This is a genomic window from Sphingomonas zeae (genome assembly GCF_014197135.1).
GTDB lineage: Bacteria > Pseudomonadota > Alphaproteobacteria > Sphingomonadales > Sphingomonadaceae > Sphingomonas > Sphingomonas zeae.
Genome location: NZ_JACIFA010000001.1, coordinates 217,936 through 240,029, shown reverse-complemented (window position 1 = coordinate 240,029; position 22,094 = coordinate 217,936). Strand labels below are relative to the sequence as shown.

The 22,094-nt window shown below is 66.2% G+C and carries 20 protein-coding genes; 9 read left to right on the top strand and 11 right to left on the bottom strand.

Going from position 1 to position 22,094, the window contains the following annotated elements; genetic code table 11:
• Window positions 1-102: 102 nt before the first annotated feature.
• The 4 genes from GGR45_RS01130 to GGR45_RS01115 form a co-directional block, all read right to left on the bottom strand.
• Window positions 103-447, bottom strand: coding sequence for a hypothetical protein (locus GGR45_RS01130; RefSeq protein WP_246357978.1), 345 nt, complete (start codon window positions 445-447; stop codon window positions 103-105).
• A 12-nt stretch (window positions 448-459) separates the two neighbouring features.
• The gene (locus tag GGR45_RS01125) at window positions 460-1,986 is read right to left on the bottom strand and encodes a L,D-transpeptidase family protein (protein ID WP_175313551.1); all 1,527 of its coding nucleotides are present in this window, start codon (window positions 1,984-1,986) and stop codon (window positions 460-462) included.
• Between the two features lie 489 nt (window positions 1,987-2,475).
• Window positions 2,476-3,000, bottom strand: coding sequence for a serine O-acetyltransferase (locus GGR45_RS01120; protein ID WP_175313549.1), 525 nt, complete (start codon window positions 2,998-3,000; stop codon window positions 2,476-2,478).
• A complete protein-coding gene (locus GGR45_RS01115; protein WP_246357977.1) occupies window positions 2,997-4,019 on the bottom strand; it encodes an acyltransferase family protein in 1,023 nt (340 codons plus the stop codon). Before GGR45_RS01115 ends, GGR45_RS01120 begins: the two co-directional genes overlap by 4 nt.
• Before the next feature lie 275 nt (window positions 4,020-4,294).
• Here GGR45_RS01115 and GGR45_RS01110 point away from each other — a divergent pair, with 275 nt between their 5' ends.
• The 6 genes from GGR45_RS01110 (at window position 4,295) to GGR45_RS01085 (ending at window position 10,882) form a co-directional block, all read left to right on the top strand.
• Entirely contained in the window at window positions 4,295-5,512 is a 1,218-nt protein-coding gene (locus GGR45_RS01110) for a glycosyltransferase family 4 protein (protein ID WP_175313545.1), read from the top strand.
• A 166-nt stretch (window positions 5,513-5,678) separates the two neighbouring features.
• Window positions 5,679-6,233 (top strand): polysaccharide biosynthesis/export family protein, encoded by a 555-nt coding sequence (locus GGR45_RS01105; protein WP_246357976.1) that lies wholly within the window; start codon window positions 5,679-5,681, stop codon window positions 6,231-6,233.
• Between the two features lie 34 nt (window positions 6,234-6,267).
• Window positions 6,268-6,741: a hypothetical protein gene (locus GGR45_RS01100; protein ID WP_175313541.1), complete on the top strand. Its 474-nt coding sequence runs from the start codon at window positions 6,268-6,270 to the stop codon at window positions 6,739-6,741.
• A gap of 51 nt (window positions 6,742-6,792) precedes the next feature.
• Window positions 6,793-8,082, top strand: coding sequence for an outer membrane beta-barrel protein (locus tag GGR45_RS01095; RefSeq protein WP_175313539.1), 1,290 nt, complete (start codon window positions 6,793-6,795; stop codon window positions 8,080-8,082).
• 12 nt (window positions 8,083-8,094) lie between these two features.
• Complete coding sequence (locus tag GGR45_RS01090) at window positions 8,095-10,239, top strand: GumC family protein (RefSeq protein WP_175313537.1); 2,145 nt, start codon at window positions 8,095-8,097, stop codon at window positions 10,237-10,239.
• A complete protein-coding gene (locus tag GGR45_RS01085; RefSeq protein ID WP_175313536.1) occupies window positions 10,217-10,882 on the top strand; it encodes a hypothetical protein in 666 nt (221 codons plus the stop codon). The genes GGR45_RS01090 and GGR45_RS01085 overlap by 23 nt, the downstream gene beginning before the upstream one ends.
• Here the strand turns inward: GGR45_RS01085 and GGR45_RS01080 are convergent.
• The 5 genes from GGR45_RS01080 to GGR45_RS01060 form a co-directional block, all read right to left on the bottom strand.
• A complete protein-coding gene (locus GGR45_RS01080; protein ID WP_183988936.1) occupies window positions 10,807-12,171 on the bottom strand; it encodes an O-antigen ligase family protein in 1,365 nt (454 codons plus the stop codon). The two genes, GGR45_RS01085 and GGR45_RS01080, sit on opposite strands and share 76 nt — an antisense overlap.
• 46 nt (window positions 12,172-12,217) lie before the next feature.
• The gene (locus tag GGR45_RS01075) at window positions 12,218-13,636 is read right to left on the bottom strand and encodes a polysaccharide deacetylase family protein (RefSeq protein WP_246357975.1); all 1,419 of its coding nucleotides are present in this window, start codon (window positions 13,634-13,636) and stop codon (window positions 12,218-12,220) included.
• Window positions 13,633-14,097, bottom strand: coding sequence for a hypothetical protein (locus tag GGR45_RS01070; protein WP_175313532.1), 465 nt, complete (start codon window positions 14,095-14,097; stop codon window positions 13,633-13,635). The genes GGR45_RS01075 and GGR45_RS01070 overlap by 4 nt, the downstream gene beginning before the upstream one ends.
• 72 nt (window positions 14,098-14,169) lie before the next feature.
• Window positions 14,170-15,462 carry a cell wall hydrolase gene (locus tag GGR45_RS01065; RefSeq protein ID WP_246357974.1) on the bottom strand — a complete coding sequence of 431 codons (1,293 nt, stop codon included), beginning with the start codon at window positions 15,460-15,462 and terminating at the stop codon, window positions 14,170-14,172.
• Window positions 15,452-16,831, bottom strand: coding sequence for an exopolysaccharide biosynthesis polyprenyl glycosylphosphotransferase (locus tag GGR45_RS01060; protein WP_175313530.1), 1,380 nt, complete (start codon window positions 16,829-16,831; stop codon window positions 15,452-15,454). Before GGR45_RS01060 ends, GGR45_RS01065 begins: the two co-directional genes overlap by 11 nt.
• A 239-nt stretch (window positions 16,832-17,070) precedes the next feature.
• Between GGR45_RS01060 and GGR45_RS01055 the strand changes: the two genes are divergently transcribed.
• Together GGR45_RS01055 and GGR45_RS01050 are read left to right on the top strand one after the other, a co-directional pair.
• Window positions 17,071-17,268 carry a hypothetical protein gene (locus GGR45_RS01055; RefSeq protein WP_175313519.1) on the top strand — a complete coding sequence of 66 codons (198 nt, stop codon included), beginning with the start codon at window positions 17,071-17,073 and terminating at the stop codon, window positions 17,266-17,268.
• Window positions 17,269-17,384: 116 nt separating this feature from the next.
• Entirely contained in the window at window positions 17,385-18,419 is a 1,035-nt protein-coding gene (locus GGR45_RS01050; protein ID WP_175313517.1) for a transglutaminase-like cysteine peptidase, read from the top strand.
• Window positions 18,420-18,422: 3 nt separating this feature from the next.
• Here GGR45_RS01050 and GGR45_RS01045 read toward each other — a convergent pair whose 3' ends face one another.
• Window positions 18,423-19,532 carry a hypothetical protein gene (locus GGR45_RS01045; protein ID WP_175313516.1) on the bottom strand — a complete coding sequence of 370 codons (1,110 nt, stop codon included), beginning with the start codon at window positions 19,530-19,532 and terminating at the stop codon, window positions 18,423-18,425.
• A gap of 84 nt (window positions 19,533-19,616) precedes the next feature.
• On the opposite strand from GGR45_RS01045, the gene GGR45_RS01040 reads away from it, so the two are divergent.
• The gene (locus tag GGR45_RS01040; RefSeq protein WP_175313514.1) at window positions 19,617-20,504 is read left to right on the top strand and encodes a glycosyltransferase family 2 protein; all 888 of its coding nucleotides are present in this window, start codon (window positions 19,617-19,619) and stop codon (window positions 20,502-20,504) included.
• Between the two features lie 4 nt (window positions 20,505-20,508).
• Here the strand turns inward: GGR45_RS01040 and GGR45_RS01035 are convergent, their stop codons facing one another.
• Window positions 20,509-21,984, bottom strand: a complete 1,476-nt coding sequence (locus tag GGR45_RS01035; protein WP_285138705.1) for a lipopolysaccharide biosynthesis protein — start codon at window positions 21,982-21,984, stop codon at window positions 20,509-20,511.
• Between the last annotated feature and the right edge of the window lie 110 nt (window positions 21,985-22,094).

Below are 22,094 nucleotides of genomic sequence, written 5' to 3'. Positions count from 1 at the left end.
AAGGATGGTGGAGGGGGATCGCCGCAAGGGACGTCCCTTGAGGAAGCCCCCCTCCGTCAGCCCTGCGGCCTGCCACCTCCCCGTGCCGGGGAGGATCGTATGTTACTGTCCGTCCTTGGGCTCGATACCCTCCGCAGGCGCATCGCCGCTCGGCGTGCGCTGGACGCGCGAGGTCATGCCGGTGGCCGAGGCATCGTCCAGCATCTGCTGGTCGACCGTCCGCTCGGGCGGGGGCGGCGGTATCGTGTCGGCGGCCATGTTGACCGGCGCGACGACCTCCGCATCGTTGGTCATGACCGGAGTCTCGTCCGGCACGGTCATGTTGTCCTCGACTACGGCCGTGTCATTCTCGACCGGCACGGGCGGGTCCTCCGACGAGCGCGAACAGCCCGCCAGCAACAGCCCGGCCGCGAACAGCGCCATGGCGCTCTTGGTGGCAATCTTCATCCTATATCCCCTTTAGTCCTTGGTCGCCTGGGCGCGCTCGGCCGAGCGGGCCTCGATCTTGGCCGCGAGTTGCGAATCCCAGCTATAGGGATCCTCGCGGAATCCCACCTGCCCATCGGCATTGGCGAAGGCCGTCCAATAGAGCAGATAGACTGCCACCGGCTCCGCCATGGTCGCGCGCACCGTCTTGCCCGAGGCGATGACCGCATCGATCTGCGGCTGCTGCCATTCGGGCGTGGTCTTCAGCATCAACGAGGCCAGATCGGCGGGCTTTTCCAGTCGGACACAGCCATGGCTGGCCAGCCGGTCGAACTTGGAAAAGCCCGACTGGGCGGGCGTGTCGTGCAGATAGACGGCGAAGTCGTTGGGGAAGTCGAACTTGTACCGGCCCAGCGCACTCTTTTCCGACGATTGCTGCAACCGCTTGGAGCCGTCGCCATTGTCGATCACCCGGAAGCCCGCCCGCTTCAGATAGCCGGGATTGGCACGCTCCTTGGGCCACAGCTCCTTGTTCGCGATCGAGCTGGGCACGTTCCAGGGCGGGTTGAGCACGATGCTGCGGATCGTCGACACCAGCATCGGCGTCTCGTTACCCGGACGCCCCGTGACCGCCTTCATCGACATGACCGGATTGTCGCCGTCGAACACGGTCAGCACGGCGGCGGCGATGTTCACCTGGACGCGCTTGGCCTCCAGCTGCTGCGGCAGCCAGCGCCAACGCTCCATATTCGCCATGATCTGGCGAATGCGCTGTGCCACCGGCACGTTGAGCACGGCGATGGTCTGGCTGCCGACGGTGCCGACCGGGTTCAGGCCATAGCGACGCTGCGCCCGCCGGACCGCCGCCAGCAGATCATCGTCGAACTTCTCGCCGGTCGCACCGACCGCCGGGTCCTCGATCGCCAGCCGCTTGCGCAGCGCGAGCACCTGCGGCCCGCTCGTTCCGAAATTGATCGTCGTACCGGGCAGGGACGACCAGCCCCCGGCCGCCGCCATCGCACGATAACGAGCAAGCCCCTTCACGAGCGCGTCATAGCCCGCATAGGGCGGGGGCAGCGAGGCGATCCATGCCGCCAGCCGATCGCGCCGCACCGCCTCCGCAAAGCCCGGCAACGGATCATAGGGTTGCGGACGGATGCCCCAGTCCTTGGTGAAATCGGCCGGGTCGAGTCGCCCGGCATGCACTGCATGGGCGTAATCCAGCGCCACGCGAGTCAGCGCGGTGGGCGAAAGGGCGGACAGGTCGCGCGGCGGCCCCTGCCGCAGCCCCTGCGCGACCTCGCCTTGCGCGATCAAGGTCGCCAGTTGACGCGCCTGCGTGTCGGACAGCGTCGGCATCGAAACGGCCGGCGCGGCTGGGGGCAAGGGCTGGACGACCGCGGACGGCGGCACCTGGGTCTGCGCGGGAGCGGCGGGCACCATCACCGGCGGCGGCGCAACCTGCGCCATCAGCGGCGTCGCAATCATCGACCCCGCCGCCAGCGTACCGAGCAGCCGGGCAATCGAGGAGTGGGAAACGGAGAAAGACAATATGGTCATGCGGATATGATAGCCCCTGTTCGTCGGCCTGTCGTCGTCGGACCAGCGCTTTAGTTCGCACTACCCTACGCCAAGCTGAACCGATCGACAGCCGAACCGTCGATGATCGCCTGATCGGTCGGCGATCGCGCATGACCTCCCCCTGTTTTTCTCCGCCACTCGCGCGGGAGTCCGGCCCACCGGCGGACGGGCGACATGAAGCGGCGTCATCTCATGGTGAAAGGAGAGACGCCGGGGGCGGCGCGGCGGAAGGAATGACAATGGCGAAATAGGGACCGACATTTTTCGTAGGGGGGTCTGCAGCACTCGCCACAAAGGCGGATTGCCCGGTCATGGTGGATTTCCCGGACATTTTGCCGCGATGCCGATCGGCGTGGCATGAGCCATCATCGCGGTCGACGCATCGCGCTTGCCCTGACGCCGTCAGTCTGCCCTACTGGCTTATCGACCAATGCATCACGGCCGTGATCCGCCCCCGCCGGGGGACGATCATACCGATGCGCGCTCGATGATCCTGGCCGGATTGCCGACCGCGATCGCTCCGGCTGGCACGTCGCTCAGCACCACGGCATTGGCACCGATGATCGCGCCATCGCCGATCCGCACCGCGCCCAGCACCACCGCGCCTGCGCCGATCTGAACCCTATTGCCCAGGATCGGCGCTTCGAGCGGGCGCGCCTCGCTGCGATTGCCCAGCGTCACATTCTGTCGCAGCACGCAGTCATCGCCGATCACGGTCGATCCATGGACGACGATGCCGCCGAAATGCTCGATGCGCAGCCGCCGCCCGATTGTCGCGGTCTCGGGCAACGAAATGCCACATGCGAACTCGGCCCATTTTCCCGCCAGCTTGGCCGCCACCCCCCACAGGCTGCGCACCACGCCACGCCGCCGCGCAAACCGGCCCGCAGACAGACGATGAATGGCCAGCGCCCAGAGCCCCTGCGCCAGCCAGCCCTCACGATAGAGCGTCCGATCTTCCCGGATATGCGCCCATGCTCCCATATGGCTCATGCCGCCTCCGCGATCTTGTGCGACGTGCCTTGGGCAGGCCGCGACCAACGATCCGCGATCCGCCGTCCCAGCCGGGTCAAGGGCTGTTCGAAATAGAATGTCGACACATGCGCCCCCGCAAAAGCGAGAAGGACACTGAAAATCCGCTTCGTATAGCGGACCGCCGTGTTCCCGCTGCCCATCCACCCCGAATAGGTCAGCGGATGCAGGACGTACAACGCGTAGGAAATCCGCGCGACATAGCCCAGAACCCGCCCGCCCAGCATCCGCGCCAGCGCACCGTCATGCATGGTCAGGCTCAACCCCACCAGCGACGCGGCAAGATAGGGCCGTGCATAGGCGATCACGGGGAACGCTGCGACGACGGGCTTCAACATGCCGAAGAACAGGACCAGGAAAAGGACAAGCACGATGGCCGGGCTCCGCGCCCAGAGAGGCGGCTGCCACCGCTTCGCAACCAGCAGCGCGAGCGTTCCGCCGGCCATGATCTCGTCCACCCGGTCGAAGGTATGGCTGCCGAACGTCGCATGATCGCCGATCCGCCATGCGGTGACCGCTGTCGCCAGCGGCGGCAGGAGCCACAGCGCGCGGCGTCCGCCGATCGCCACCAGCAAAGCGACGAAACCATAGAATTGCACTTCGACCGACAGGCTCCAGAAATGCGGTGCATAGGCCAGCCATGCCTTCTGGGCATTGGCAAAGAACAGAAGATTGGCCCCGATCACATCCCAGGACGCGCCCTGGCCGGCGATCACGACCAGCGTGTACAGCCAGGCGAGCGGCACGATGCGGAACAGGCGCTTGATGATGAACGGAACAACCGCATCGTCCCGCAGCAACAGACTGACGATCAGAAAGCCGGAGAGCGCGAAGAAGACCGCCATGCCGATTGCGGAAATAGCGACATTGCCCCCCCATTCCGCCCGCCCCACAGGAAGCATATGCCCCATCATCACCGTCAGGATCGCAATAGCCCGGCAACCATCCAGCCGCGCCAGATGATGATGACCAGACGACATGTCGGGATTTCCTCCCGACAAAGGGGTGGCGGCCCTATCCATCAATCACGAACTGGCTGACGAGGCGTCGAAACGTCGTTGCGATACATGCGATCATCGTCCCCCCGCCCGAATGACATGCCGTATAAGTTCATGTCGCGGGTCGTGAAAGCGCTGCCGCCCTCGTCCGTTATTGTGAATGCCCCGTATTGATACGTTAGCGCAATATGCCACGTTGCATCCGTCGGGTCCGCTTTCCAAAGGCCGCTTACGCCTTTCACGCATCGGACACGCCCATGGCCATCGGCTATTTCATCAACCAATATCCGAAGGTCAGCCACAGCTTCGTGCGGCGTGAAATCCTGGCGTTGGAAGCGCAGGGCATGACGGTCCACCGCTGGGCGCTGCGCGGCTGGGACGCCGAACTGGTCGATCCGGTCGACCTGGCCGAGCGCGACCGGACCCGCTTCCTGCTGCGCGGCGGGATCGCCCCGCTGCTGATCGCCGGGATCGCGATGCTTATCCGCCATCCCGCCCGCTGGTTCGCCGCATTGCGACTGACCCTGGCGATGTGCCGCAACACGGATCGTTCCATCCCCCTCCACATGGTCAGCTTCCTGGAGGGCGCGCGCCTTGCCCAGGAGATGATGGCGGCGGGCGTGCGGCATCTCCATGCCCATTTCGGCACCAATGCTGCCGAGATCGCCATGCTGGGTGCGACCATGGCGGGTATCACCTACAGCTTCACTGTTCATGGCCCGGACGAATTCGACCGGCCGCTGTCGACGAAGCTGCAGCTGAAGATCACGCGCGCCGCCCATGTCGTCGCGATCACCGATTTCTGCGCCAGCCAGCTCTATCGTTGGGCGCGGCTGGAGGATTGGCACAAGGTCAAGGTCGTTCGCTGCGGCCTGCTGCCCGACTTTCTCGAAGTGCCGCTGACCCCACCCGCCGAGGCGGCGCATTTCGTGTGCATCGGCCGGTTGAGCGGACAGAAGGGGCAGTTGCTGCTGATCGAGGGGTTGGCGCTGGCAAGGCGACAGGGCGTACCCGCGACACTGACCCTGGTCGGCGACGGCGAGATGCGCCCCGAGATCGAGGCGGCGATCGCGCAGCATGATCTGGGCGCGCATGTGACCATCACCGGCTGGGCCGACGAGCGCCAGGTGCGGGCCGAACTGGACCGCGCGCGGGCCATGGTGATGGCAAGCTTTGCCGAAGGGCTGCCCATCGTCGTGATGGAAGCGCTGGCGCTGGGCCGCCCGGTGCTGGCCACCAATGTCGCCGCGATGGCCGACCTGGTCCGCAACGGCGAGACCGGCTGGCTCTATACCCCGGGCTCGATCGAAGCGATCGCGCAAGCGATCCGCGAATGCGCGATCGCCGATGGCGAGACGCTGGCGGCGATGGGACGCACCGGCCGCGCACTGGTCGCCGAGCGCCATGACCAGATGCGCGAGGCGGCCAAATTGAGTCGCCTGCTGTCTGGGGAAACACCGTCCCCGATCGCCTAAGAAGCGCCGCTTCTTGTCCAAAATCGGGACGTAGCAACGGAAAGCCGCGGCCCGGCCGCTATTCACGGATCGTTGTTAGCTTATGCAGCACAACATATAAAGAGCGTGCCGGTTTTTTGGGGGCATTCGTATGCGTGATCTTTGGTTGTGTCTTTCCTTGCTGACTATGGCGGCGCCCGTTGCGGCCCAGCAGGGCGTGGCACCGAAGGCAGACGCGCCCGCGACGACCGTCACCAATACGGCAACGGCCGCCGCGCCGCTCGTCGATTACAAGCTGGGCGTCGCCGACAAGGTCCGCATCATCGTGTTCAACGAAGACACCCTCTCGGGTGAATTCACGGTCAGCGATTCCGGCACGCTGTCGCTGCCGCTGATCGGTGACGTCAAGGCAATCGGCCGTACCCCGCGCGAGGTGATCCAGGACATCGAGGCCAAGCTCGCCGACGGGTATCTGCGCCAGCCGCGGGTCAGCATGGACGTGCTGACTTACCGGCCCTTCTATATCCTGGGCGAAGTCAGCAAGCCGGGCGAATATCCCTATTCCAACGGCCTGTCGGCGCTGAACGCGGTCGCGCGCGCCGAAGGCTTCACCTACCGCGCGAACAAGAAGAAGATCTTCATCAAGCGGTTCGGCGAGACGATGGAGCGGGAATACAAGCTCGACTCCGGCGTCACCATCTATCCGGGCGACACGGTACGCGTCGGCGAACGTTATTTTTGATCGCTCCAGGGGACGGGGCAGCAGGGGAAATCATATGTCGAACATCGCACACAAGACATTGGCCGTCGTGACTGTCATGGCGCTGGGCATTACGGCCCCCGCGCTGGCGGCCGCTCAGAACCAGGCGCCCGCCACGCCCCCCGCGACCGTCACAAACGAACCCGATCCGGCTGCGGTGCAGAAGGTCGCGGATGCGATCACTGCCGCCATCGCCGCGCTGCCCGCCACGGCCAGCGAGCAGGATGTCGAGGCCGCGATCAGCTTCGCCGTTTCGCAGCAGGGGCAGAGCGCGGCGGTCAATGTGGCCGCGCTGACCTATCTCGCCAAGCAGCCGGGCAACCAGAGCCGCAAGGTGAAGAGCGCGCTGGCCAATGCGCTGTCGGCGGCCCGCCGGGGCCTGTCGGGGACCGGCGGTACCGGCGGCGCAGGCACTACGGCCGCCACGCTGGGCGCTGGCCCCGCCATCGGCGGCGGCGGTGTCGGCGTCAACTACACGACCCAGAACTAAAAAATCTCAGGGCCGGTCATGAGAACCGGCCCCAACTCAATGGGGGGTTCAATGTTACGCTTCTGGACGATGGGCGTCGCCGTCGGCGCCCTGACGGTGTCGGCTGCGGCCGAGGCACAGGTTTCCAACGCGATCGACACGGTCGTACCGATCGCGTTCGATCGGGGCCGCAACGAAAGCGTGCTCGAACGCGCCCGCCCGGAAACCAACCCCGTCGGCTATAAGGTGGGTGGCTTCACCCTGTTGCCGACGCTGGACACCCAGGTCGGCTATACCGACAACGTCTATCAGACCACGTCGAACCAGACCGACGACGCGTTCCTGCGCGTCGCCCCCCGTCTGTTCGCCCGGTCGGACTGGTCGCGCCACAGCCTGCAGCTGACCGGCGGCGGCGATTTCTATCGCTATGCAGAGGCTACCCCGCGCAACCAGAATGGCTGGTCGATCGGCTCGCTCGGCCGCTTCGATGCGACCAGCGACGTCGCGCTGACCCTGGGCCTGGACACCGCGCGGCGGTTCGAATCGCAATTCTCGGGCGCGGCGCTGGTCAATGTGCGCAGCGTCACCCCCTATCAGCAGAGCCAGGCCCGCTTCATGGCCGATGCACGTTTCGCGCGCGTCCGCGTCGTCGGCAGCCTGGACTATGCCAAGTACAACTTCATGCCCGTCCGCACGCTGACCGGCTTCCTGATCTCGCAGGACAATCGCGACCGCGAAGTCGCACGCGGCGCGGTGCAGATGGAATATGGCCTGACGCCGGACACCGGCCTGTTCGGCCAGGTGACCTATACCGGCACCAGCTATGACCAGCAGCTCGCGCCCAACGTCGCCAATCGCGATTCGCGCGAAATCCGCGTCCTGACGGGCGTGTCGCTGGACCTGACCGCCTTGCTGCGCGGCTCGGTGGGCATCGGCTATATCGACCGCCGCTTCACTGCCCCGATCTATCAGAATGTCAGCGGCCTGTCGTTCGATTCGAAGCTGGAATATTTTCCGACGGCGCTGACCACCGTCACCTTCAACGCCTTCCGCGACATTCAGGATTCGACCTTCGGCGGCAGCGGCTTCTTCAACACCGGCGCCGGCCTTCGCTTCGACCATGAACTGCTGCGCAACCTGCTGCTCAATTACAATATCAGCTATGCCGAGAATGAATTTGTCGGTGTTCCCGGCAAGGCGCGGGTGAAGCAGGTCGGGGGCGGGGCTTCCTATCTGGCCAGCCGTTTGCTGACCGGGCGGCTCGACCTGGGTTATTCGCGGCGCGACAGCGACAATGTCGGGCTGAACGGCCCGGCCCTTTCCGAATTTCGAGCGCTCGCGGGCGTCTCCATCCACCCATAAGGCGCCAAGACCATGCTTACCGAACGACTTGGCGAACTGAACGCCGATCTGGCGCCGCCCACCGGCCCCGGCGTGATCCGCGCGCTGTGGGGCGCGACCATCGGCATGTTCCGGCGGCGCTGGCGCATCTTCGCGGTGATCGCGATCGTCACCTTCACCGTGGCGACCGCACTCATCCTGATGATGCCGTGGAAATATGAGGCCGTGGCGCGGGTGAAGATCGATCCCTCGCCCAACGCCGCGCTGGGGCAGATGAGCGGCGAGCGGCCGGACCAGAATATCTTCGACACCGAAGTCAACGTCATGCGCTCGCGCAACATCGCCGCAGCGGTGGTCGACAAGCTGAATCTGGGCAGCAACGCCGCCTTCACCAAAGGGGTGAAGCCCCTGCCCGCCAACGCCACCCCGGCCGAGCGGGATAAGCGTGAGGGTGAGCTGGCCGATCGCCTGCTCGGTCATCTCGACACCGCGCGCGACAAGATGACCTATATCGTCAATGTCGGTTACACGGCGAGCGATCCGCGCTTGGCCGCCGATGTCGCCAATGCCTTCGCCAATGAATATATCGCCTACAGCATCGGCAAGCGTAGCGGCACCGCCTCGCGCGAGACCAGCTATCTCGACCAGCGCCTGTCCGAGCTGAACCGGCAGGCGGCGCAAGCCGACGCGCAGCTCGCGCAATACCGGGCGCAGTCGGGCATCGTGAACGACGGCGACGCGACCGTCACCGGCCAGCAGATCACCCCGCTCGCCACCCAGCTCGCCACCGCGGAATCCGAAGCGGCAGCGGCGCAGGCGCGGCTGCGCGTCGCGCGCGCGCAGATCGCCTCGGGCGGGATCGACGCGGTGTCGGCGGTGCTTAACTCGAACGTGATCGCCGATCTGCGTGGGCAGCGCGCCCAGCTGATCCAGCGTCAGGGCGAAGTCCTGGCCCGTTACGGCCCCCGCCACCCGGAAAGCATCAAGGTCAACGAACAGCTGACCGCGCTCGACGCGCAGATCAAGGACGAGGCCAATCGCATCGTCGGCGGCCTGCAGAGCGAGGCCAATGCCGCCGAGGCCCGCGCCGCCAGCCTGCGCGGCGAAATGGGCCGTCTGCGCGCGCAACAGTCGCGCGACACCCGTGCGACCGGTGCCGCCGAAAGCTACAAGCGCAAGGCGGACGCTGCCCATGCCGCACTCAACAGCCTGAACGAACAGGCACAGCAGGTCAGCCAAGTGTCGCGCAGCTCGCTGAGCCAGGCGCAGGTGATCGAAAGCGCGGTGCCGCCCGAGGCGCCGACCTCGCCCAATCGCCGCCTGTTGCTGGCGCTCGCTGGCCTCGGCGCGCTGGTGCTGGGTGGTCTGGGCGTGGTGACGCGTGAGGTGCTGGCGACCGGCCTGTACTCGATCCGCGACGTCGAGGCGCTGGGCCTGCCGGTCCTGGCCAGTGTGCCGCGCATCGCCACCAGCAAGCTGCGTAACGCAGCGGGCGAACGCTGCTCCGCGCCCGCGCTGCTGCTCGAAAAGCCGATGAGCTCCTATGCCGAGACGCTGCGCGTGCTGCGTCACGGCCTGCCCAAGAACGGCAAGATCGTCGCGCTGGTCTCCAGCCTGCCCGACGAAGGCAAGACCAGCAGCGCGCTGGCACTCGCCCGGATCTGCGCACTGGCGGGCGAGAGAGTGCTGCTGATCGACACCGATCTGCGCCGTGCGGGCCTGCGCGAATCGGCCGGGATCGAACCGCTGGTCGGGCTGGTCGAAGTGCTGACCCAGCAACTGCCGGTCGACCAGGCGATCCTGGCGGACAAGCAGCCGGGTCTGGACCTGCTGCCGGTCGCCGATACCGCCTTCCGCGCCGACGACCTGTTCAGCGGCGACGGGATGCGCGACCTGTTGACCGCGATGGCGGCCCGCTATGACCGCATCGTCGTCGACACGGCGCCGCTGCTCGGCGTCGCGGACAGCCGGACGATCGCCGCGCTGGCCGACGCCGTGGTGATGGTCATCAAGTGGGGCGACACCCCGGTCAACGCGGTGAAGGCCGCGCTGGCGGGCTTGCAGCAAGACGCTGCGCCCGTGGCGGGCACGCTGTTCTCGATGGTCGAGTCGGGCGAGGAAGCGTATGGCGCGCTCTATTACTCGTCCAAATATCATGCCTATTACCGCGCCGAGTAAGCGGACTTCGGCCGCCGCCCGAGCCGTCAACGCGCTGGCGTTGGCGGCGCTGGGCGGTGCACTGATCTTCACCATTTCGGTTGTACGCGACGAGAGCCGCGTCGTGCGGATGCGCGACGCCTCGATCCGTCAGGCGGCGGGCCTGGCGACCTCGGACGATCTGCGCGTGCTCGATCCTTCGACGTCGCGGACCGAGCCCCTGCCCGCCCGCGCGGCATTGCTCCGCGGCGTCATGCGCGCCCGCGAAGCGTCAAGCGATCCGGCCCATGCCCGCGTCCTGCTCGTCGAGGCGCGGCGCGACGTCGCCCAGGCACTGGCCACACGGCCCATCTGGGGCGAGGCGGAAGTCGCGCGGGCCTATGTCGAGTTGCTCGACCATGGTCCCGAATCGCCGCAAGCGATCGCCGCACTGGCCGCCAGCTACCGCGCTGCGCCCTTTCTACGAGACAGCGCACCGTGGCGGATCCGGTTCGGCGTCGCGGTCTGGCCCCGGCTGGATGCGCAGACCCAGGACAGGCTGGTGTCGGAAACCGCCTGGCTCGCCGAAGCGTCGGGCCGGACCTATGCCTATGCGCTGGGACTGGTTGCCGGTTCGCCTGCCGAACCGTTGGTGAGAAGCCGCCTCTCCTCCTCTTCCTCCTGAATCGACAGCGCCCCCGCCACGAAGCGGGAGGCGCGCCCCCAGACCAGCCCGGCCAGCATCGCCGCGATCGCCGCGATGGCGGGCATGTCGAGCGCGATATCGGTGCTGGCGCAGATCAGGATCAGCCCCAGCGCCACGACGGCCGCGACCACGGCGGGCTCGCGCAGACGATGTGCGCGGCGGAAAAAGGGAAAGAGCAACGCCCCGGCAAGTGCGACCATGAGCACCAGATAGGGATAGCCGCCGGTCATCAGCAGCGACAGCACGATATTGTGCGGCGCATGGACATACCAGGCGACATGCGCCTCATGGATGGAGGCGAAGCCGTGCAGCGCGGCATCGTCGAAACCGCCGGGTCCATAGCCGAGCGGCGCCTGCCCCGCGAGCCGCCCATAAAGGCTCCACATATCGGTCCGCCCGGTCCAGTCCTCGCCCAACAGGCTGATCCGTTCGAGGGTCGCATCGCCGAGCAGGACGAACACCAGCAACAGGCCGATCGCGCCAGCCCCGATCGCCAGCGCGCGGATATTCCCACGCTGTTGGCGCATCCATTGCGGCCCGAACTGCGCGCCCATCAGGATGATCGCGATGACCAGCGCAAGCAGCGCGGTGCGCGATCCGGTAATCGCACACGCGCCGATCCCGCCCAGAAAGGCGATCGGTGTGGCCACCTGAATCAAGAAGGTGCTGGGGGTCGAGCGATCGAACGCCAGCGCGAGCCCCCGCCCCAGCGCCAGCACCGCGAGCACCGCGAAATAACAGCCCGCCGCATTGGCGTTCAGAAACGTGCCCGTGAAGCGGTCGCGCAGATCGCCCTTGTCGAGCCCCCAGACCGCGTCAGAATTATAGTGGCGCAGCGCCAGCGCCAGCGCGATATCGATCAGTCCCCAGAGCATCCAGCGATCGATCGTCAGGCGGACGCCACCCCGACGCCAGCCGATCGCGGCCGCCGACGTCAGCACCGCGATGCCACCCAGAAACCGGGCGCTGGCCTGGGGCAGCATGTCGGGGGCGCTCCACTGCCGCCCGAAGGGATCGACCGCGAACCAGGTCGGGCTGGCGATCCAGGCCCAGGCCAGGACCGCCACCACCAGCGGCAAGGCAAAGGTGCGCCAAAAGGTGATGCTCGGGCGGAGCACCAGCAGGACGCCTGCACCGACAAGCAGTTCGGCCATCGCCGCGATCGTCGCCAATAGCGGCCCATCGACGCCGATCGCCGCCACTTCGCCGAACAGCAAGGCGGTCAGCAGCGACGCGGCAAGGCTGACCTTCCTGTCCGCTGCAATCATCCCCTCCACCTTTCTTCTCATTTGCCCCCGACCCGCGGATCGCCTATTACGGGTTTTCCAGATCCTCGACCGTGACGACGTCGATACTCGCTCGATTGGCATCGAGATAGGCCATCAACTGGTCGAAGGCCGGTTGCCAGTTCGACATCGATCCCGCCAGGCCGTCGTGAAAGACCAGGAATCCCACACCCTTTTGCGCAATCGCCCGATCGACATGGTTCTTCCAGTAGGTCGAATAGATGGAGGGATTGTTACCCCATTGGAACTCCCCCGCCCCCATCGCGCGGATGCGCATCGGGTCGCCCCAGGGATAGGTCTCGACTTGCGCGAACTCACCGAAATAATAAGCGCGCATCGACCGGAAATGCTGGCGGAACATGGGGTATGCGATCATGTCGCCGACCCCCACATTGCTGAAATAGCTGCCATGCCCGCCGCCGGTCACCCCCAGCGCATTCTGCCAGTTGCGCAGCTTGGCCATTTCTGCGGTACGCTGATCGGCGGTCATCATGTCGATGCCGCCCGCCCCCGTCGCCGCTTCGGTCGACCAGGCCTGGCTGGCGATCTGCCACCCCAGATTGTCGTGCAGGTTTTTGATCGTGGCGGATGCCAGCTTGCCCGCCTTGCCGGTATCGATGGCCGGCGACAGATACAGCACGCCGCGAAAACCATAGCGTGCCATCGCGCGCGAGGCATAGGCGATGGTGGCGGGGAACTGATCGTCGAAGCCGATGATCATCTTCGCCTTGGTCAGGGCGTTGGCGACGATTTCGACATTGCCGACCGCGATCGTCATCGGCGAGGCGCTGTTGGCCTGCACCTCGACCAGCGCCCAGCTGACCGCTGCGACATTGGCCCCGGAGCCGACCGCCGTGAAGGCGCTGACCGGCACGGTGAAGCTGCCCCAGCGCTGCTCGCCGCCCTTCTGCCCCTCTCGGATCAGCGCGGCGGCATTGAACTCCAGGTAATTGCCGCCGGGCGACCCGGGCGAGCCTTCGGAATAGAGGCGAATCTTGTACGCGCCCAGCCTGGGTTCGACATTGGCGATCGGCTTCGTCCAGAAGCGGATCAGCTGCCCCGTCGCATTGACCGGCGTCGCCATCGCCGCCAGCGGACGCAGCTGCCGCGCATTGGTCGACGCCATGCTCAGCGTCAGCCGCGTATCGCCATAAAGCGGGTCGCTCACCACATCGCTCGCCTCGGGCGGGGCGGAGATCAGCCGCGTCGTCTGGTCCAGCGACGCCAGCACCGCCATCGGCGTAGCGATCCGATAGCGCTCGTGGATCCGCCCGCCGACCAGCGGTGCCTTGTCGCCATCGGCGGGCTGCTGCGCCCAATCCGGGCTGGGCAGGACGGTGGCGGGCGACACGCCCGGGCCACCGGTCAGCGCCTGCCCGGTCGCGGGCGAGGCGGCCGGCGGCAAGACTGCTGCCGCCAAACAGGCGAGGAACAGCCGCCGCATCATGCGGGCACCCGTGCGAGCTGAACGCCGCAGCCGGTCGTGCCCGACAGCTGAACGTCGACCACCGTCCCCGCTCCGAGATACAGGCTGGTTCCGCCCCCCGCGTCCCCCGCCGAGCGGCTGACCAGCGGCAGCATCGTGCTGCCGTCTGCCGCCAGATAGCGCAGGACGACACTGCCATAACCGCTGCACGTCTGGTTGAGGATATAGAGGCCGCCCAGCGCAGCCGCAGGCGCCGCGGCGACGTTGTTGCTGGCCAGAACCAGCCGTTCGGCCTTGGACGCCACCGGCATCGGCGCATCCCCCGAGATCGCCATGCAGCGCCCGTCCCCCTGGACGACACACGGCGCGGTCAGCGGCGCATAGCCCGCCGGTGCCTGCACCTGCTGCGCCGTCGCTGGCGGCGACACCATGGCCATCGCCCCGCCCAGCACGGCGATGCCGCCTCGCATGATCCCCTTCATTCTCGACCCTCCCTATGACCGGAAGTTCACTCTATGTTCCGTTTCACTGCCTGTAGGACAGCGAAATTTTCGTCAGCCCCGATCAGCGCTCTGCGAGGGGGCCGCCGGTGCGGCGGGACGGGGTGTCGTACCGGGCAGGCATTGTTCGAGCTTGTCGCGCGGAGTTCGACCGCAATCCCACATCGCTCTCTGCTCGTTGCCATGCCGCGACCACATGAAGACCACCCCTGCCGGGCGCGCCTCGGTCACCGCCAGCGGCACGCGCCGCGCCGAATCCCAGCCATAGACCAGGCAATTGGGCCGCTTGCCACAGGCTTGCAGCGCCTTGATCGCATAGCTGCCGGGATAATCATCGGGGCTGAGCACCAGATAATAGATGCCGCGCCATTCGTCCGAGCGCAGCACGCCGCCGGGCGCAACGGCGGCGGCGGCGGCCGGATCGCCACCGCCGGTCGCCGGAACATTGGCGGTGGCAGCGGGATCGGTCGTCGCCCCGCCCGCTCCTTCGCCGACCTGGCGGGTAGACAGGAAGGCCGCCAGCGCACCGGGACGCTCGCCCGGCTGCGCCACGCCGCGCAACAGGCTCGCCGCCCCCGCCGGCCCGCGCCAGCGGAAGAAGAGATGGGTGTGGAAGGCCAGCACCTTGTCCATCGCGCCGCTCCAGCGGGGCACGACATAGTCCGCATGATAATGGGTCGCGCTGCCGACCGCACGGAACACGCCGCCGCCCAGCGCCCAGCGCGCGGTCGACTGCGCCAGGATCAGCGCGGAGGGCGACGGGGTCCGGCGGTGCAGCGATCCGTCGCACATGAAGCTGAACTGGCAACCCGTGCTGCGCTCCGCCCCTTGCGTCACGACGCCGCAGACGGTCTTGGGGAAAGCGGGGTGACGGACGCGGTTGAGCACGACCTGCGCCACCGCCGCCTGTCCCATCGGATCGCTGCCCGCCTCATAATAGACGGCGGCCGCCAGGCATGCCTCGGCCGCCTGGCGATCGGCCAGGCCCTCACCCAGCGAAAAGGGATGCGCGGGCGGGTTGGCACCGCGTGCGAAGGGGGTCAGCGCGTTGATGCGCCGCGCGATATCGGGCGGCAGCTGGAGATTGGTGACCGGCGCTACCGTCGGGATGCCGGTCACGATGGGCAGTGCATTGACCTCCCGCGCGACGCGGGCGGCATAGCCTGCCGGATCGGTGGCCATACGCGTACGGTGATAGCCGTCCGCCTGCCAGGGTGACCAGCCCAGCCACGCCAGTCCGGCGACCATCACGCATAGCAGCGCACCAAAGGCCAGCAGCATGTCGCCGCGCCGATCCTCCCACAACAGACGCAGCGGGTGGGGACGGACCGAACCGTCAATACGCATTGCGATGAACGATGACCCTGACCGTGGACAGCAGGATCATGATGTCGCGCCACAGGCTCCAGTTGTTAAGATATTCCAGATCGGCCTGAAGACGGCTGACCAGATCCTCGCGGCTATGGGTCGCGCCGCGAAGCCCCCGCACCTGCGCCAGGCCGGTCAGGCCGGGCTTGCAGGCGTGCCGGTGATGATAACGCGCATCGACATGCCAGAAGAGCTGGTCCCCGGCCAAGGAACCCAGCGCATGGGGGCGCGGTCCGACGACGCTCATTTCGCCGCGCAGGACGTTGAGCAACTGCGGGAGTTCGTCGACGCTGGTCGCGCGGATGATGCGACCGATGCGCGTGATGCGGTCATCGTCACGGCTCGCCGAGCGACCGCCCTTGGCGTCGCTGGTTTCCACCTTCATGCTGCGGAATTTGTACATCATGAACAGGCGGTTGCCGTAACCGACGCGCTGCTGGCGGAAGAAGATCGGACCCCGGCTGTCCAGCTTGACCGCGATCGCGATGATGACCAGCAGCGGCAGCAGGAAGGCCAAGGCCGAGATCGCCAGCGCCAGGTCGACGGCGCGCTTCACGATCCGGTCATAGGGGCCGAGCGGATCGGTCGAGATCAATATGGTCGACGATCCCGCGACCATCGCATGGCCGACGCTGCCCAGGTCGTCGAGTTCGGGGATAATGATGTCGGCGCGCACCCCGATCCCCTTCAGCGCCATCGCCCAGTCGCGCCGCCGGTCGGTATGGCAGGCGACGGTGAGATGATCGACATCGGCAAAGCGCCGCGCGAATTGGTCGAGCAGATAGGGGTTGTTGAAGTCGCTGCCGTCGATCCGTTCGATCTGGAGCGCGCTCTGCCCCGCCGGGATGTCCATCGTGACACCGTCGATCAGCAGGACATGATTGACCGCCCCCCCCTGGAACGCGCGCGACGACAGGGTGACGATCAGCGTGCGCAGGACGAGCGCGATGACCACAGCCAGCGCCACGCCATAGCCGACCAGCAGGCGCGAGGCGTCGCCGATCGCATGGAGCAGAAAGCCGAAGAACAGCAGGACCAGCACCGCCTTGCCCAGCGCGATCAGCATCGACACGATCGAGCGGCGCCAATCGTTCAGATAATCGGGTCGCATATTGGCGAGATCGAAGAAGCAGAAGAACGGCACCAGTCCCAGGATCAGCGTCGCCGCTTCCGGCGAGAAGGGCGTATCGAAGCGCAACAGGCTGCCCAGGGTCAGCGCCAGCATGACGGCGATCGCATCGGCGATCAGCATCGCCACATAATATTGCAGACGCAGAGCACGCGTCGTGCTCCGGGCGTCGCCCTCCTCTGCGTCTTCTCCGACTCGTGAAAAGCTGACGATCTGCACCGAGCACCCCCTGAGCCGCCATATACCGGGCTGGGCTTCGGGGCGTCCACGACCAGCCGTGACGCGAAAATCCCATTGCGGGGCAGTTGCCTTCTGATCAAGAAGGACCGGATCGAACGCCTGAAATACGGCTCGGGAAACCCGGATTTTTGCGCCTTGCGCTGGTATCTGCGCCGTTAACCCCAATCTTAAGCGTTCTTAAAGCTCCATCCCCTACAGTATTCGGGAAGGGACGATGCATGATCCACAACCACGAGTTCGACGTCGCCACGGACCATTACGATCCCGCAGATGAGGACATCGCGGCGAGCGGTTTGCCCATGCGCGGGCGGCCGGTTGCGGCCAAGTCGATCTCGCTGGTCAATCTGGTGACGATCGGCGCGGCGGCTTCCTTCTGCTGGGTCGTGATCGCGGTCTGCATCATCGCGCTGCGCTGATTTTGCTTCGGGCGGGCACGTGCCCGGATAAATGGGTTAACAACGCCTAAACCTTTCCACTGAACTCTGGCGTAAACGTCAGTGCCGCATCCCTGCCTCCCGAACAGGAGGTAAAGATGCGATATCAAGCAGGCTTGACCATTGCTGCGATCACGGTGGCTTTCGCCGCCGCGAGCCCGGCCCATGCCCATTCCAGCGGATCACGCTTCCTTCTTCGAGGCGACGTCATGGCCCCACCCACGGGCTTCGTGGACATGTGCCGGACCGACTCGACCTTCTGCCGGGTTCAGGCGGATACGCCGCCCAGCCCGCCGCCCGCATTCCGCGACGGACGCGGTGCCACCGGTCTGCCCGCCTTCGCCATGACGGTGACGAACATGATCGCGGCGGTCATGCCCGACATCCTCACCCGCCTGGAAAAGCCCGGTGCGGTTTCCTTTCGGGTTCGTGCGGTGACGCGGGGCGCCAACCTGTCGGTCGTGCCGAGCCTGTCGCCCATTTCCTTGGATGATCCGGCGATGCCTCGTCCCGGAGCGGTCGGCGCCCTTGCAATACCCGCCAATCTCGTGACCGTGACGATGCCGGACACGCCGGGCGGGATCGCCACTTCCCCCGCCATGCCCGAGCCCGCGACCGCGCTGCGGCCTTGGCGAGTGCGGCCGGTGATGACCCAACAGATGCCCCTGCTGGTCGGCGAGACCGTCGTGGCTCCCGACGTGACCGTGACCGCACCGGCCCGCGGCCCCGCACCGACCGAGCCTGACCGGAACGCCGACAAGCTGCTCGATTCGGTCAACAAGCTGGTCAATGGCCGTGTCCGCCAGCGCCCGGACATGCAAATCTATGCCACCGCCGAACATTGGACGCGCAGCGGCCTGGGCAACGGTGCGCAGGGGGATTGCGAAGACCTGGCGATCGAAAAGCGCTATCAGCTGATCGCGCAAGGGTTCGACAGCAAACGGCTGAGCTTCGCGGTGGTCTATAGCCGCCAGACCAAGCTGCACACCGTCCTGATCGCTCGCACCGCCGAGGGTGACATGGTGCTGGACAGCGACACGCCCTGGGTCCGCCGGGTCGATCAGACCGACTATAGCTGGATCAGCGTCCAGTCGCCCGAAAACGGCATGCGCTGGCAGAGCGCACGGCTGTAAGGCCTATTCCCCCGATCGCTCGGGGGCCAGGGGCGGAGGTGCCTTGGCGATGCGCTCGCCCGGCCCGCCGACATGGCGCGGACTATTGTTGAGCACCCGGACCAGGCGGTCACGAATCGTCCGCCGATCCGCGAACAGGTGATCGATGGCGGTCTTGTCGCAGCCCTGCTCCAGCGTCGCGAGCGTCATCGTCTTCGACGTCCGATCAACGACATACCCGCCGAAACGCTGATAGGCGCGCGCCAGCACCTTGCCCTCGCGGGTCAGCGGCAGCGCATCGATGTCGACATCCGCGGGAATGGCGAGCAGCCCGCCCATCGGCACCCGTCCCGCATAGCCGTTACGGCCGCCTTCGTCGGTGAAGCTGGCTGGCCAGACCTTCTGCTGGAACATGGTCGAGCCCTTGCGCAGTTGATCGTTGGACAACAGCACTGCCAGCGCATGAGGAATATCGCCGTTCGCCAACTCGCGGCAACGGATCAGCCCCCCGGCCAGCGAACCGCCAAAGGCGCGGATGCCCTGCGACTGGCCGTCGACCAGCGATATTCCCGATCCGCGCAGGTCAGTGCGGACGAGATAGGCAGCGTGATAGCCCTCGCCCTTGGCCTCGCCGAGCCAGACCTCATAGGCAAAGCGATGCTCGGGATCGATCAGGACAGCATGTTTGTCGGTGCCGCCCAGGAAGCGGATGTCAACGGGCGTGTGCAGGTCGACCGAGCCCTTGAGTATGGGCGGGCCACCGCGCCACATCGGCGCACTCGTCGCCCGCACGTCATAGGACCAGCGCCGCACCGGATCCGAGGACTTCGCCGTGTACAGACCGATCGCGTCGTGGCCGATCCAAGGGTAGGATCCCGCCCGCCCGCCCGCATCGTCGGTATGGAGAAGTCGGCTTTCGGGTGAATCGGGCGCGTCATAAACCGCTCCGCGCCCGATCGGGGTATTCCAGACGCTTCGGGCCGAAAAAGGTTGATCGCCGGGATCACGGTATTGCTGCGCGGGCAACGGAGCGCCGATCAGCGCAACCGTCAACGCCAGTGCCAGGCATGGGGCGAAACGAAAGGACAGGCGGCCGCAGCGATCATCCCGGCCGACTGTACGACTATGGATCATCGATGTCCCTTTTCAACCCTCGTATTGAAACGCATGTCCACCCTATACCGATGACTGTTCAGGGGGGAGGGAGATACGAGTATCATGACAACGACGATATCGGTCGTTATTCCGGCTCGCAATCGCGCCGCCGTGATCGGGCGCGCGATCGCCTGCGCCAATAACCAGACGTTTTTGCCGATCGAGATCATCGTGGTCGATGACGGGTCCGATGATAACGGTGCGACCGTCGCCGCGGCGCAGGCCGCCCAAGGTGATGCCGTACCCATCCGCGTCATTCCGCTCGACACGCGGGCGGGGGCACCCAATGCGCGCAACGTCGGCGCGGCGGCGGCGACGGGCGAATGGATCGCGCTGCTCGATTCCGACGATGGCTGGGACGAAACCAAGCTCGCGTCGCTGATCCCGCTGATCGACGACGATGTCGTCGCGGTGTTCAGCGACACGGTGTTTCTCGATGGCCTGGGCGGCAGCACGCGTAAGTTCGGCCCCACGGCCGAAAACCCCGAGGAACTGCTCTACGAGAATACGCTGGGCGGCTGCTCGGCGGCGATGATCCGGCGCCAGACCTTCGTGGATATCGGTGGCTTCGACATCACGCTGCCCAGCTGTCAGGACTGGGACATGTGGCTGAAACTCCAACAGGCCGGGCGCATCGCGCTGTGTCACGAGCCGCTGACCCAATATTATTTCGACGCAGGGGACCGAATTTCGCGCAACCCCCGATCCGTCGTGGAGGGGCATGAAGTGCTCTATGCCCGTATCCTGTCCGACTATGCCCCCGCCGAACGGGTAGCGGACATTCGCCGGTTCCAACCCTTTCACCTGGCCCAGACGCTTGCCTATTTCACGGGTGTACGAAAAGGCACGTTCCGCGCGGCGATCCGTAACCCGGTCCGCCCCCATCCGCGTACGACCCGGCGTTCGGCGATCCATCTACTTGCGACGAGCTGGGGGCTGACCCGCGCGTGATCCTTCAGGCGCGGCCGCGTCGCAGCGGCCGGCGAGGCACCGCCTTGCCAGCCCATGTCCACAGCATCGCCAAGCCCTCGCGTCCCGGCGAGGAAAGAAACTGGACCGGCAACGCGACCGCATAGGCGGCGATCACCAGAACGGCCAGGTGTGGCACCGGCGGCAGACCGGTTGGCAGCAGCAGTTGCACTCCGGCCGTCGCAGCCGCCGCCGCCACCGTGATCAGGTGTAAGCGCGCGATGTCCGACATGCGAATCGGCGTACCCCGCGCAGCCAGCCAGAACAGGATCGGCGTGCGCAGAGCCTCGCCGAAGAAATAGGCCTTGGCCATGCCGATCGCGCCCCAGGGCAGGCCGATCATGAAGCCGATCACGACGGTCGCGGAAGCGAACAGCCCCCAGTGCATCATCAACCGCGACCGGTTGGTCGACATGAATAGCCAAGGCGCGGATTCGTTGATCAGCAGCATCGCCGCGGTCGCCGACAACCAGCCGAAAATCGGGCCGGTGGCCTGCCATGCGTCGCCCAGCAGCAGGCGTACTGCCGCATCCGAACCGACCGAGGCTGCCATGATTGCGGGTACGGCGCCCGTGACGATCCCCTGCATGAACATCAGATAGGCGCGGCGATACCGCTCCGGCTCGGTGCGGGTGCGCGCCAGCACCGGCAACAAGGTGCGCGACAACGGCGTGCTGAAATTCTGGAGCGGAGAGAGCATCAGCTTGAACGCACGGTCATAGAGACCCAGCGTCGCCGGTCCCCAAACGCGCGCCAGCAGCACCTTGTCGATGTTGCGCGTCACGAACAGCGCAAAACCATAGACCGAGACGCCGCCGCCGAAGCCCACCATCGGCGCAATGCTGCCCCATTGGAAGGTAAAGCGCGGGCGCCACCGCTCGATCACCATGAAGGAGACGGTATTGACCAAGGTTGCCGCGATCGCGCCGATCAGCAAGGCCCAGTAGGAGCGGATCAGCAATGCGGCGATAACCGTCGCGACGAACATCGTAATGCTGCTGATGATGTCCACGACACTTTGGGCATGGAAGCGCATCTGGCGGTTGAGCAACGCGCTGTAGAGCGGATTAGGCGCCGTCGCCAAAATCAGCAGGCCGGAGACAGCGACCAGCACGCCCGCTTGGGCACTGCCATAAAACATGCCGACCAGCGGGCCTACCGCCACCAGCAGCACGGCCAGCCCCAGGCACAAGGCGATGTTCAGCCAGAACAGCGAAGAAAGCTGCACCTCGGACACCTCGTCCGACTGGACGACGGCATGGTCGAAGCCGATATTCTGGAACAACATCGCAAATCCGGTCACCGGCGCCGCCATGGCGTAGATGCCATAATCGGTCGGCGACAAAATACGCGAAGCGACAATAATCGCGCCGACACTCGACCCCACGCGAAAAAGCTGCGCGATCAATGTCGTAATCGCGCCACCCATGACCTTGCGACGATAACCGTCCTGCTTTTGCACGCTGTTCCCCCGGCGGTACCGAAATCCGGTCTAGCCTTGGCCCCGGCGCTGCGCCATGGCGCAAAAATGTCAGATTGAGACAGGTTTCGGCGCCGAAGGGGATCGACGGC